Genomic DNA, 13947 nt, shown 5'->3' with positions numbered 1-13947 from the left:
TTTGTTTCTTCTGTAATTTTTAAGCAATATTGTCTGATATTTGGTTGGTTTTTTATTTAAAATAAAAATTTGTGCTTTCTTTTTTCACCGTAGATTGTTTGATTCTAACCTTTCATGAAGGTCAGTTAAAAGTGCTTCTTACTGAACGAAATGAGTATCCTTATAAAGATTGGTGGGCTATTCCTGGTTATTTTGTGGACAAAGAGGAAGAAATGGAGGACGCAGTCAAACGTATATCGTATGAGAATACTGGCTTGAAGGATATCTATCTAGAGCAGCTGGCTGCGCTGGCAGGAGTGAAGCGCCATCCAGAAGGGCGTATTTTGACGGTAGCTTATATGGCTCTGGTACGTTATGAGGAGGTGAAAAATAAAATAAAACCCATAACTAATTATATGCGACAGGCTAAATGGTTTGCTATTAACAATGTGCCTGATCTCGCTTTTGATCACAACGAAATCTTGCAAATCGGTTTGAAAAAACTAAAAGCCAACTTAAGTTTTTCATTTACGCCGTTTGAACTTCTACCTGAAAAATTTACACTGACCCAATTACAGCAAGTGTATGAGTCGATTTTGGGTGAATCTCTAGATAAACGAAATTTCCGCAAAAAAATGGGAAATCTTGGCTATTTAAAAGAACTTGACGAGTATCAAACAGGAGTTTCCTACCGTGCCGCCCGGCTATATAAGGTTGATAAAAGGAAGTTCGCCAAACTCTTTTCCTAATATTGGTGTTTTAATTAATTTGTTTTAATTGTCAGAGAATTGTTTTTTTTTGCAATTCTTTTAGATGTGGCATGCTCTTTCTGTACTTTTGAACAAAATTTAATAAAAGTCAGGAGTTAAAAGGGAGAAATGGATAAACGTAAGGAAGAAATCGTCGAAGTAGCTCTGCGGAGATTTTGTCATTATGGTTTCAATAAAACCACGATGAATGAAATTGCTGAAGATATGAAGATCACTAAGGCAAACCTATATTACTATTACCAAGATAAGTCCGCTTTAATAAGAGATGTAATCAGTACAGTTGCTGATGAACTATTTGGTAAAGAGGAAGTTATTGTTGCTAATTACACTAAGGATCTGATGGCAACACTTTATGAAATTCTAGAATTGAGGGCCTCATATCTTAGTAAGTATTATATGCTTCACATTGATGAAAATTTAGAGTGGATTAAAGGTGTTGATATGGCATCTGTTATTGAGGAGCTTTATCAGAGGGATGTTGCGGCTACCAAGGCATTGTTTTCCAAGTCTGTAAATTTTGGAGACGTCCGGATCAAAGATGTTGAAGAGGCTAGTATCGCATTTGTTGAGATAATGAAGTCACTTGGTATAATGTATAATGTGCAGGATATTATCTCTGGTATACCTAATAAGGAAAATATCAGTCATATTGTGGATAGTCAGAAAAGGGCAATTAGATTGATTTTTGAAGAGCGAATCATCGAACAATAAACAACGAAACCAATCCCGATGCTTCGGGAGAACTCTCATCAACAAAAGAAAAAAATAAACTAGATGAAAAGGATAAAAATTATTGCAGTTTTATTAGCCGGAGTCTTTGGAGTCTCCAGCGTCAGTGCACAAGAGGTGTTGACGTTACAGCAAGCAATAAAGTATGCATTGGAGAATAAAGCTGATGCTAAAAAATCAGCTTTGGATCTTGAAAATGCACAGTATAAAATAGATGAGGTGAGAGCAGGAGCTCTTCCTCAGGTGAATTTTAATGGTGGTGTAACCTATAATGTTAAAGTACAAAAATCGGCTATAGACTTGTCTGCTATGGGTGGTTTTGGAGGAGGAGGTGGTGCTTCCGATTTGGATGGAAATCTCACAGGGCAATTGACTGATGCTAATGGAAATAATATAGGTTCTATATCAGGTGGAGTTAAAGGGGAAGTAACGCCTAAAACAACAGCTCCACCGGTGCCTGCCGGGCTTACACTTGTTGGCTTCGGGACGCCATGGTCATCGCAAAACTCGGTATCCCTTAATCAACAGATTTTTAATCAAGCGCTTTTTACGGGTTTGAAAGCAGCAAAATCTACTCGGGAGTTTTATCAAATAAATAAAGAATTGACCGACGAGCAACTGATCGAAAAAGTATCCAATTCTTATTATGAGGTTTATCAAACTCAGTTGCAGTTGCAAACAGTACAGAACAACCTAGATAACACAACCAAGACACACCGTGTTATAAAAGGATTAGTCGATGCTGGACTGGCAAAAAAGATAGACTTAGATAGGACTGAGGTTGCAATCAATAATCTTAAAGCGCAGAAAAGTCAAATCATGAATGCGTTAGAGCTTAGAGAGAATGCTTTAAAATTTGCGATAGGTATGGATATTAAGCAAGCAGTTGCCTTACCTGAGGAAACTTTTGAGATTGATGCATCTATTGCTTTGGAGGATCAGCCGATAATGGATGACAGGACAGAGTTGCGATTGTTGAGTAAACAGAGTGAGTTATTGGAGTTAAACAAAAAGTCTATTGTGTCTCAATATTACCCTACTTTATCTTTAAGTGCGAACTACGGTGTCTTAGGTTTTTCAAATAGTTTTTTTCTGTTTAAACCCAAAGAGTCAGTCTGGGCCGATTTCTCTACAATAGGTTTGAATCTTAGTATACCAATATTTACGGGGGGAGCAACGAAATCAAAAGTCAATCAGGCCAATATCGAGATTAGAAGGGCTAAAGTTGATTATGAAGAGACAAAGTTAGGTTTAGATCTGGCTAAAGAAAATGCGAAAGCGCAGGTTAAAAATTCACTGTTGACAATCAATTCCAATCGCTCCAACGTAACATTAGCGAAAGAGGTGCTTTCCGATACGGAAAACAATTATAAAAATGGATTGGCTACCTTAACAGAGTTGCTTGATGCGGAGAATGCTTATGCCGATGCACAAAACAATCTGAATACTTCTTTACTTAATTTTAAAGTTGCCGAAATACAGCTGATAAAGTCTAAAGGTCAGTTAAAAACATTAGTAAACGAAAAATAATCTTAATATATATTATGAAACGCGTAATAATAACAATCGTAAGTATCGCAGCTGTACTAGCAGGTATTGTTTATTTATTGAACAAGAACAAGAAGCAGAATGAAGAGATAACTGCAGCGGCTGCAGTGACCAATGAAAAAGTGGCTGTGCGGGTAGATACTGTACGTACACAGATAGTTGATTTAACTTACGTGGTCAATGGTAATTTTATTCCTAAGCAAGAGGTTACTGTTTCAGCTGAAACTCCAGGGCGTGTGGTAAAGGTGTTAGTAAGTGAGGGAGCCAGAGTTAGCGCCGGTCAAACGCTAGCTGTTGTAGAGGGGGATAAATTGAATGTTAATGTGGCAAACGCACAGGCTAACTATGACAATGCTTTGCAGAATGTACAACGATTTGAAAGTGCTTTTAGTACAGGAGGGGTCACACAGCAGCAATTAGATCAAGCCAAGCTTCAGTTTGAAAACGCTAAAAATAATTTACGCAGCGCAAAACTTACAGCTGGTGATGTGACGATTAAAACATCAGTGTCTGGAATTATAAATTCCAAGAAAATTGAACCTGGAACATACGTGAACCCTGGAACCGCTGCATTTGATATTGTGAATGTCAGCACTTTGAAACTACGTGTAAATGTAGATGAAAAGAATGTCGCCACACTTAGGGTAGGGCAACATGTAAACTTGGGGGTTAGCGTTTACCCGGATAAAGTATATAGTGGTAAGATTACATTTATAGCCCCTAAGTCAGATGGAAGCTTAAATTTTCCCGTAGAGATCGAGGTTGCTAATCCTAATAACGAATTGCGTGCAGGTATGTATGGTACTGCTAGGTTTGGCGACGATGTGACAGCCAATGTGGTTGTGATACCTCGTACTGCGTTCTTGGGCTCTGTAAGCGACAACAAGATTTTTGTGGTGAAGAATGGAAAAGCAGTTGCCGCCACGGTTAAGTCGGGCAGAAGCTTTGGTGATTATATCGAAGTATTAGAAGGTGTGAGTGTAGGTGATCAGGTCATTATTTCCGGTCAGATCAATGTGTTCGATCAAGCACCTATTTCTATTATCAAATAATAAGTTGAAAAGGCGGTAAATAATATGAAGATTTCTGAAATTTCGATAAAGAGGCCAAGTTTAATCATTGTGATGTTTATCATCTTGATCCTTGGTGGTATATTTTCTTATACCCGACTTGGGTATGAGCTGATTCCTAAGTTTGACATCAAAGTTATTTTGATTCAGACGGTATATCCGGGAGCCTCACCTACGGAGGTAGAGAATACCGTTACCAAAAAAATTGAAGACGCTATTTCTTCCCTTGAGATGGTGAAGAAAATTGAGGCTACCTCGATGGAAAGTGTTTCCGTGGTTGCGGTAACATTAAATGATGAAGCTGATGTTAACTTTTTGCTTACAGATGCGCAACGGAAAATCAATTCCATATTGAATGATTTACCAGATGATGTGGATCCGCCAATTTTGAATAAATTCTCATTGGATGATATGCCAATCATGAGTTTAGCTGTAACCTCAGCGTTGTCAGAAAAAGAGCTTTACGATCTTTTAGACAAAAAGATACAACCTGTATTCGCAAGGGTAAACGGTGTGGCGAAGGTTGATATGATTGGAGGTGAAGAGCGCGAGATTCAGGTGAAAGTGGATCCTGAAAAATTAGAAGGCTACGGCTTGAGTATTACACAGATTCAGCAAGTGATTGCTGCTTCTAATATGGATTTTCCTACAGGAAGTGTTCAGTCTGCCGAAAAGCGAAATACCATTCGTCTTGCTGGTAAGGTGGGGTCTGTTGAAGAACTGCGTAATCTGCCAATAACTACACCTGCAGGAATAACTGTTTTTCTGCGTGATATCGCAGATATTCAAGATGGTGTCGCTGAAATTGAGAAGGTAGCGCGTTTGGATCGCAAGAATACGATTTTGATGCAAGTGTATAAGCAGTCTGACGCCAATGCTGTAGCGGTATCCAAGTTGGTGCAAAAAACTATTGCAACAAAAGATAAAGACGGTAATCTGATCTCTGGTATTGAGAAAGACTATCAGAAAGAAGGAATACAGGTTCTTATTGCTAACGATTCGAGTGAATATACTTTGCATTCTGCAAATCACGTTATGAAGGATCTAGTGGTTGCCGTTATATTGGTCGGTTTCATTATGCTGTTTTTCTTGCATAGTTTGCGTAATGCGGCCATTACGATGGTGGCTATCCCGTTGTCTTTGGTAGCAACTTTTATTGGTTTCTATTTTATGGGATATACACTGAATCTGATGTCTTTATTGGGATTGTCTTTGGTGGTTGGTATTTTGGTCGATGATGCTATCGTAGTTATCGAAAATGTGCACCGGCATATGGAGATGGGAAAAAACAAGGTGCGTGCTGCTTATGATGGAGCTGCTGAGATTGGATTTACGGTTACAGCTATTACACTGGTAATTGTTGTTGTGTTCTTGCCGATCGCGATGTCCACAGGACTCGTGGCTAATATTCTCGCTCAATTCTGTGTTACTGTTATTATTGCTACTGGATTGTCTTTGTTGGTTTCTTTTACAGTAGTGCCATGGTTATATTCTCGTTTTGGACGGTTAGAGCATATCAATTCAAGCTCCTTTTTTGGGAAAATAATATTAGGATTTGAACGTGGTCTTTCCAAGTTCACCCATTGGATATCAGATATCCTGAAGTGGTCCTTGCGCACAAGAGGTAATAAATTAGTCACATTATTGATAGCCATAGTTTTATTCTTTGCATCGCTTTCTTTGCCGATTTTGGGTTATATTGGAGGAGACTTCTTCCCAGCGAATGATAAAGGTGAGTTTATGATGCAACTTGAGTTGGAAAAAGACGCGTCCTTAGAAACAACAAATCAGTTAACCCAGCGTGCAGAGAATTTGATTGCTTCAAAACCCGAGGTTAAGCGTATGATTACTACCGTAGGTCAATCGAGTGATGGTGGTATGGGAGGTGTATCGGGGTCTAGATACAAGTCCGAAATCCATGTTATCTTAAAAGACGAGTATGTAGGGGTTTTAAATTCTAAGGTATATTCTGCCGAGCTAAAACGTGAGTTAGAGAATGAACTGATTGGGGCAATAGTTCGAACCGTGAATATGGGGTTGATGGGGGCGGAGCAGGCACCAGTACATTTAACAGTTATCGGTACGTCAATGGAAGATGCTTTGGAATTTGCAAATCAAGCTGCTGAAGTGCTGAAGAAAATACCAGGATCTTCGCAAGTACGATTGTCATCAGAGGCCGGTAATCCAGAGATTAATGTAAAAGTAGATCGCGATAAAATGACCTCATTAGGGCTGAATGTCGCTACGGTGGGTAGTACGATGCAGGTGGCTTTCTCCGGAAATACAGATAATAAGTTCCGTGCGGGAGATAACGAATACGATATCAATATACAGTTTGATGATAAAGGCAGGGCAGGTATAGAAGATGTTCGTAAGTTGAAATTTATCAATAATCAAGGAACTTCGATTAGGTTAGAACAGTTTGCGGATATTTCCTATGGTTCTGGACCGACATTGTTGGAACGACGGGACAAAACACCTTCTGTGGCAGTGAAAGCGCAAGTGATCGGACGTCCTGCTGGTACTGTAGCTCAGGAATGGCAAGCTGAATTTGATAAGTTGCCCAAAAAGACAGGTGTAGCGACTATGTGGGGAGGAAATATGGAAAATCAAGAGGAAGGTTTTGGAACGTTGGGAGTAGCTCTTTTGGCCTCGATTATATTAGTGTACCTAGTGATGGTAGCTTTGTATGATAACTTTGCAACACCGTTTGTCGTATTGTTTTCTATTCCGCTCTCGTTTATCGGAGCACTATTGTTGTTGGCATTGACGAATCAGACATTGAATATCTTTACAATCTTAGGTATCATCATGTTGATTGGCTTGGTTGCTAAGAATGCTATTTTATTGGTCGATTTTGCTAATCATAAAAAGGCATCTGGAGCAACGACACATGATGCGTTAGTGGCAGCTAACCATGCACGTCTTCGTCCGATCCTGATGACTACGATCGCTATGGTGTTTGGTATGATTCCTATCGCTATGGCGACAGGGGGTATTGCGGATACTAATAGAGGACTAGCTATTGTTATTATCGGAGGTCTTTTGTCGTCGATGTTTTTGACGTTAGTTGTTGTACCTGTCGTATATTCTCTTTTTGATAGTTTGCAGAGACGTTTTGGTAAAGAGAAGCCAGAGAACTATAAAGAATTGATTACAGCAGACTATATCCCGAATGCCGACTATGTCGACGAGATGGATGCAAAGCATTAGTATGTCAGATATTAGTAATAGACGATACGGGGAGAAGGTATATTCTGCCCGTATTTTCTTTTTTTAAGATTATACCGTTATCTCGATTTGTTGAAATATCAATAGAAAAATATTTGCATAAAGCTTTTTAATATCTATATTTGCAACACCAAAAACATAAAAGGTTATTCTTTAACGTTATGGTAACAGCGCTCCTAGCTTAATTGGATAGAGCATCTGACTACGGATCAGAAGGTTAGGGGTTCGACTCCCTTGGAGCGCACTCTAGTTAACTGAAGAGCCTAATTCTCTTAACCGGATTAGGCTTTTATTTTTGTCATCAAAAATTACTCAACACTATGCTAAACCTTGTATTATTCGGTCCTCCAGGAGCAGGAAAGGGTACACAGTCAGAGAAACTTATCAGTAAATACAATCTTGTGCATATTTCTACCGGAGATCTTTTTCGTGCACATATCAAAGGTCAAACCGATTTAGGTAAACAAGTAAGTCAGATTATTGCTGATGGTAACCTAGTACCTGATTCGATAACCATCGCTATGTTGGAAGAGGAAATCAAGAGAAACCCACAAGCAAAGGGGTTTATCTTTGATGGTTTTCCTCGTACTGTTGCACAGGCAGAAGCATTGGATAATTTTTTGATAGAGAATAGTAGCTCTATCACAGGAGTGATTGCTCTTGATGTGAATGAACAAGAACTGACACAACGTATCGCAAAACGTCAGGAAATTTCTGGGCGTGCTGATGATGCTGCTGATAAGTTAAAGAAACGTATAGAAGAATACTTCGGAAAAACTATTCATGTGCTTCCATACTACGAATCTCAAGGCAAATTGTCAAAGGTAAATGGTATTGGTGAGATTGAAGCTATTTTTACTGATTTATCTCAAGTAATTGATAGCTACAACGCTTAATTTTATTCACTGTTATTGAAATATGGCTCAAGGTTCTAATTTTGTTGATTATGTAAAGGTGTGTTGTCGTTCGGGACATGGAGGAGCAGGTTCTGCGCACTTGCATCGAGACAAATTCACGGCCAAGGGTGGTCCGGACGGAGGTGATGGTGGACGAGGTGGACATATCATATTAAAGGGCTCTACACAGCACTGGACTTTATTACACCTGAAGTTTAGGAAGCACATTATCGCCGAATCGGGAGGCCCAGGTGGGTCCGCATTGCGAACAGGTGCTAATGGAAATGACGAAGTATTGGAGGTTCCTTTAGGTACTGTTGCTAAAGATGCCGAAACAGGTGAGGTCCTATTTGAAATCACCGAGGAAGGAGAAACTAAGATTCTCACAGCAGGCGGTAAAGGAGGTTTAGGCAACTGGCATTTTAAAAGCCCCACTCAACAGACGCCACGATTCTCGCAGCCGGGGTTGCCTGGTGTAGAACAGTGGGTTATTCTAGAACTCAAAGTTTTGGCAGATGTAGGATTAGTAGGCTTTCCAAATGCAGGAAAATCAACCCTATTATCAGTAGTCTCTGCTGCTAAGCCGGAGATCGCAGACTATCCTTTTACAACCTTAGTTCCTAATTTAGGAATAGTAAGTTATCGCGATAATAAATCTTTCGTCATGGCCGACATCCCCGGGATTATTGAGGGAGCTTCGGAGGGAAAAGGCTTAGGGATTCGTTTTTTAAGACATATAGAACGCAACTCGGTACTTTTGTTTATGGTTCCGGCTGATACCGATCGTACGATAGCTGAAGAGTATAATATTCTATTGAACGAATTGACTTCTTATAATGAAGAGCTTTTAATGAAACCCCGTTTACTAGCTGTTACAAAATCCGATATGTTGGACGATGAATTAGAGGCAGAGATGGCATTACAGGTGCCGAAGGACATACCTTATATCTTTATATCATCTGTAGCCAATAAGAATATCCTTCCATTAAAAGATATGCTTTGGAAGGTTATAAATTCTTAACAAATTAATGGCCTAGTAATGAGCTTATTTAAAAATAGAGGCAATAAAAAGTAAAAAAAAGTTGGTATAAATGCTCAAATTTTCTACTTTTGCATCACTTCAAAGAACGAAGGGTAATTCGTTAAAGAATTAGGATTCCGTAGCTCAGCTGGTAGAGCAATACACTTTTAATGTATGGGTCCTGGGTTCGAATCCCAGCGGGATCACAAGAAAGCTTCACTGCAAAGTGGGGCTTTTTTTGTGCCCTTCAGGGTCGAACCCAGAGCGGTTCGATTCATAGAAGGTTCACGGTATAGCTTGGGGTCTTGCGGGGCTGAACCAATCCCAGCGGGATCACAAGAAAGCTTCACTGCAAAGTGGGGCTTTTTTTGTGCCCTTTAGAGTCGAATCCACAGGGTTCGATTCATAGAAGGATCAGGGATAAGCTGGGGTCTTGCGGGGCTGATCCAATCCCAGCGGGATCACTTAAGGAGACACTACACAGTAGTTGACTCCTTTTTATTGTCCGTCTTCTCGGGAGACAACATCAAGATTCAAGTGGAGATTATTCTTTATGGCCCAATGGTTTCTTATAGATGTGTTAGCAACTCCGGATTATCTGTTAATGAGGTAATATAATATTGCTGTTCACAGGAAGATTCCTCGGTTTTCTGAATGTATAGTAGTGAAGTAATCCTGACGACGGATCTGAGGTTCTTACGATCTTCTTTCCCATCCAGAACACATTCGGAAAAAACAAATTTTCTATTTAACACAAAACTAGCCCTTCTGCTAGGACTTCCATTTGAATCTTACCACAAGCCCCCACACGTGTTGATTTCAGATGCATTGGTCACACTTGTCTAGGGCAGCTATACATTATCAAAGTGAATGAACAAGACAAACAGAGACGTTCAAAGAATCTGTCACAAATCGAAAAAAGATGGCATAATGCGACCTAGTACGATTTTTTGTTTAATCTTTTTTAAAGAATTCAACGTATAAACAAACTGCTGCCTACAATGTAATATAAGAAGACAAAAGATCGAAACTCTTACATTGATATAAATCAGAATTACCTCCATGTAAACGTGATTTACATTCATGTAAAAGCAATTTACATGAATGCGGGAGTGAACTGCATGTATGCAAATGCAAAATACATAGGTGCAAACCAGAATTACATTCACGTAAACGTGATTTACATTCATGTAAAAGCAATTTACATGTATGCGGGAGTGAACTGCATGTATGCAAATGCAAAATACATAACTGCAAACCAGAATTACATCGATGTAAACGTGGTTTACATTCATGTAAAAGCAATTTACATGTATGCGGGAGTGAACTGCATGTATGCAAATGCAAAATACATAACTGCAAACCAGAATTACATCGATGTAAACGTGGTTTACATTCATGTAAAAGCAATTTACATGTATGCGGGAGTGAACTGCATGTATGCAAATGCAAAATACATAACTGCAAACCAGAATTACATCGATGTAAACGTGATTTACATTCATGTAAAAGTAATTTACATGCATGCGGGAGCGAACTGCATGTATGCAAATGCAAAATACATAGCTGCAAACCAGAATTACATCCATGTAGACAGGGGTAAGTAGTGTCTATTAAAGGTATCAACCCCACCTATTTGATTTATCTATTTTTAAACCTTGCATTTAAAGATATTTTTCTTACCTTTGCAACACTTCAAACAACGAAGGATAATTCGATAAAGAATTAGGATTCCGTAGCTCAGCTGGTAGAGCAATACACTTTTAATGTATGGGTCCTGGGTTCGAATCCCAGCGGGATCACAAGGAAAGCTTCACTGCAAAGTGTGGCTTTTTTTTGTGCCCTTTAGGGTCGAATCCAGGGGGTTCGATTCATAGAAGGATCAGGGGTAAGCTTGGGGTCTTGCGGGGCTGATCCAATCCAGCGGGATCACAAGGAAAGCTTCACTGCAAAGTGTGGCTTTTTTTTGTGCCCTTTAGGGTCGAATCCAGGGGGTTCGATTCATAGAAGGATCAGGGGTAAGCTTGGGGTCTTGCGGAGCTGATCCAATCCAGCGGGATCACAAGAAAGCTTCACTGCAAAGTGTGGCTTTTTTTGTGCCCTTTAGGGTCGAATCCAGGGGGTTCGATTCATAGAAGGATCAGGGGTAAGCTTGGGGGCTTGCGGGGCTGATCCAATCCAGCGGGATCACAAACGAAAGGGGCTGTCTCATAAATGAAATTCAGAATTTTATTTGATAATATAGCTTTCAATTTGAGAAATCATAAAAGAGGACCAAAACTTATTAAGAATTTGGTCCTCTTTCTTCGCTGAGTCTAATATAGAATCAAAATTTTATTTGGTATCAACCAGTTGAAATCGACTTTTGAGACAGTCCTCTATTTACGTTTTAGTACGACTTTTTCAATCGTTTTGCTGCTGCTTGATCCGTCATGAATACAAGCTTTCCGTGGCTTGGAGCGAGTAGCTGCGAAGGGTATTCTTGTGGATTGCGTTCGCCTTCTAAGACTTCATATAGTGCATCGGTCTTTTTGTCTCCAAAAGTGAGCACAGCGATATTTTTCGCTTTATTGATGAGCGGAGCTGTTAATGTAATCCGGTACATGCTTTGTGGCTCAAGATAATAGGCGTCTACCCATTTTTTATCTTCAGCCAATATTGCCGTGTGGGGGAATAGAGATGCTGTATGACCATCGTCACCCATGCCGAGTAGGATCAAATCAAAGACTCCATCTTCGCCCACAACCTTCTTGATATCTGCTTCATATTGCGTAGCATACGCTTCAGGGGAAGCTGTTTCTGAATACATATTGTAGATATTCTCCTCCGGAATTGGAACATGATTCAATAAGGTCTCAAAAGCCATTTTCGTGTTGCTACGATCGTCTTCAAATGGCACCCAACGTTCATCGCCCCAAAAAACATATACCTTTTTCCAATCGATCATCTGCTGATAGTCTGCAGATGCAAGCAAATTATGCAGGGCTATAGGAGATGAACCTCCGGTCAGCGCAACGGTAAATTTATTGTTCTTGGCAATAGCTTCTTTTGCGGTATCGATAAATAGAGCGGCTGCAGCTTCCGTCAATTGTTGTGTATTCTCAAATATCTGTATCAATTCTTCAAACTTTTAGTAGTCAATATTAAATTATACTCGTCAGGATCAAATCTTGTTATCGCGTTTTATGGTGCGCATTTACAGCCCATACATGACCGTTTTGAGCGACCAGTGCCTCTGCATTTTCAGGGCCCCAAGTTCCTGATGCATAGTTCGGAAAATCTAGTGTATTTCTGCTTTCCCAAGCTTCTTGGATCGGAGTGATTACATCCCAAGCCTCTTCCACTTGATCGGAGCGCATAAAAAGGGTAGCATCCCCGTTCAATGCATCCAAAAGCAATGTTTCGTAAGCCTCTGGTGATTGTGTAGAACAGGTATCATAATCAAAAACCATTTCCGATGGATTCAATGCCATAGTTAAGCCCGGACGTTTCGTCATAAAGCGTAGACGGATATCCATCTGAGGTTGTATATTAATGGTCAGCTTATTGGGCATGAGGTTGTCCATTTGCCCTTCGGAGAAGGTCGAATGCGGTACCGGTTTAAATTGTATCGTAATCGATGAATGTTTCTCCTGCATACGTTTTCCTGTACGTAGATAGAATGGTACTCCTTGCCAGCGCCAATTGTCTAAGAAAAATTTAACAGCAACAAATGTCTCTGTATTTGATTTAGGATTCACTCCCTCTTCTTCACGGTAGCCAGGTACTTTTTTGCCTTGCAGCCATCCTTCACCATATTGGCCCCTTACGGCGTAGCGTTGCACCTCCTCAGGTTTGATACGGCGTACGGCTCGTAGTACATCTACTTTGCGATTACGTATCTCTTCTGATTTGAATGAAGCTGGTGCTTCCATAGCCACCATGCAGAGTATCTGTAGAAGGTGGTTCTGAACCATATCTTTAAGCGCTCCTGCACTTTCGTAAAATCCTCCGCGGTTCTCAACACCTACCTGTTCTGCTACCGTAATCTGTACCGAATCTATAAAGTTTCTATTCCAAAGTGGTTCAAAAAGAGCGTTGCCAAATCTAAAAGCCAGTATGTTTTGAACTGTTTCTTTTCCCAGATAATGGTCTATTCTATAGATTTGTTTCTCTTGAAAAGTCTGTCTTAGTAATTTATTAAGAGCGACTGCTGTTTGTTTATCATTCCCAAATGGTTTCTCGATAACGATGCGGTCTTTGTCTGGTATACTTGCAAGACCAGATTCATTGATATGTAGAGTCGCCGCTTCGATAAAACGTGGTGCTACAGATAGGTAAAACAACCTATTGGCGCGCTCCCCCCACAACTCGTCTAATGCATCCAGTTGGCTAGCGAGCTCTTTGTATGAGTCAATATCGTCGATATTAGAAGGGAAATAGGTGATATTCGGACTGAATTCCTCCCACTTCTGTTGCTCTGGTTTTCCTGTACGGGAAAACTCAGATAGTCCCTCTGCCAGATGTGTCCTATAAGTTGCATTATCAAGCTCCGTACGACCCAAACCGATGATAGCAAACTTCTCTGGCATCCAGTCGTCCAAAAATAAATTGTAAAAAGCGGGTATTAATTTACGCTTTGCCAAATCTCCCGTACCTCCAAAAATCACTATAATAGAAGGTCTGGCTTTTTTACTGGTCTTCATTGTATGATTAAAAATGTG

Annotated in this window: 10 protein-coding genes and 3 tRNA genes; 11 read left to right on the top strand and 2 right to left on the bottom strand. The window is 40.0% G+C overall.

What is annotated here, in order from left to right; all coding sequences use genetic code 11:
* Positions 1–71: 71 nt before the first annotated feature.
* From JKG61_RS07105 to JKG61_RS07055, 11 genes are all read left to right on the top strand, one after another.
* Entirely contained in the window at positions 72–728 is a 657-nt protein-coding gene (locus tag JKG61_RS07105) for an NUDIX hydrolase (protein WP_202102271.1), read from the top strand.
* 129 nt (positions 729–857) lie between these two features.
* Positions 858–1460 (top strand): TetR/AcrR family transcriptional regulator, encoded by a 603-nt coding sequence (locus tag JKG61_RS07100; RefSeq protein WP_202102270.1) that lies wholly within the window; start codon positions 858–860, stop codon positions 1458–1460.
* Between the two features lie 63 nt (positions 1461–1523).
* Positions 1524–3008, top strand: a complete 1485-nt coding sequence (locus JKG61_RS07095; RefSeq protein ID WP_202102269.1) for a TolC family protein — start codon at positions 1524–1526, stop codon at positions 3006–3008.
* Between the two features lie 14 nt (positions 3009–3022).
* Positions 3023–4078, top strand: a complete 1056-nt coding sequence (locus tag JKG61_RS07090) for an efflux RND transporter periplasmic adaptor subunit (RefSeq protein WP_202102268.1) — start codon at positions 3023–3025, stop codon at positions 4076–4078.
* 24 nt (positions 4079–4102) lie between these two features.
* Complete coding sequence (locus JKG61_RS07085; protein ID WP_202102267.1) at positions 4103–7309, top strand: efflux RND transporter permease subunit; 3207 nt, start codon at positions 4103–4105, stop codon at positions 7307–7309.
* A 188-nt stretch (positions 7310–7497) separates the two neighbouring features.
* Positions 7498–7571: transfer RNA gene (locus JKG61_RS07080), tRNA-Arg, on the top strand.
* Positions 7572–7647: 76 nt separating this feature from the next.
* The gene (locus tag JKG61_RS07075; RefSeq protein ID WP_202102266.1) at positions 7648–8223 is read left to right on the top strand and encodes an adenylate kinase; all 576 of its coding nucleotides are present in this window, start codon (positions 7648–7650) and stop codon (positions 8221–8223) included.
* A 22-nt stretch (positions 8224–8245) separates the two neighbouring features.
* A complete protein-coding gene (gene obgE / locus JKG61_RS07070) occupies positions 8246–9244 on the top strand; it encodes a GTPase ObgE (protein ID WP_202102265.1) in 999 nt (332 codons plus the stop codon).
* A gap of 133 nt (positions 9245–9377) precedes the next feature.
* Positions 9378–9450 (top strand) — tRNA-Lys (locus tag JKG61_RS07065).
* A gap of 894 nt (positions 9451–10344) precedes the next feature.
* Positions 10345–10851: a hypothetical protein gene (locus tag JKG61_RS07060; RefSeq protein ID WP_202102264.1), complete on the top strand. Its 507-nt coding sequence runs from the start codon at positions 10345–10347 to the stop codon at positions 10849–10851.
* 122 nt (positions 10852–10973) lie between these two features.
* Positions 10974–11046, top strand: a tRNA-Lys gene (locus JKG61_RS07055).
* Positions 11047–11633: 587 nt separating this feature from the next.
* Here the strand turns inward: JKG61_RS07055 and pgl are convergent.
* Both pgl and zwf read right to left on the bottom strand, forming a co-directional pair.
* Positions 11634–12362 carry a 6-phosphogluconolactonase gene (gene pgl, locus JKG61_RS07050; protein WP_202102263.1) on the bottom strand — a complete coding sequence of 243 codons (729 nt, stop codon included), beginning with the start codon at positions 12360–12362 and terminating at the stop codon, positions 11634–11636.
* A gap of 55 nt (positions 12363–12417) precedes the next feature.
* Positions 12418–13929, bottom strand: coding sequence for a glucose-6-phosphate dehydrogenase (zwf, locus tag JKG61_RS07045; protein ID WP_202102262.1), 1512 nt, complete (start codon positions 13927–13929; stop codon positions 12418–12420).
* Between the last annotated feature and the right edge of the window lie 18 nt (positions 13930–13947).

It is taken from the genome of Sphingobacterium faecale, from assembly GCF_016746095.1.
Lineage (GTDB): Bacteria > Bacteroidota > Bacteroidia > Sphingobacteriales > Sphingobacteriaceae > Sphingobacterium > Sphingobacterium faecale.
This window is presented reverse-complemented; position numbering and strand designations above follow the sequence as displayed.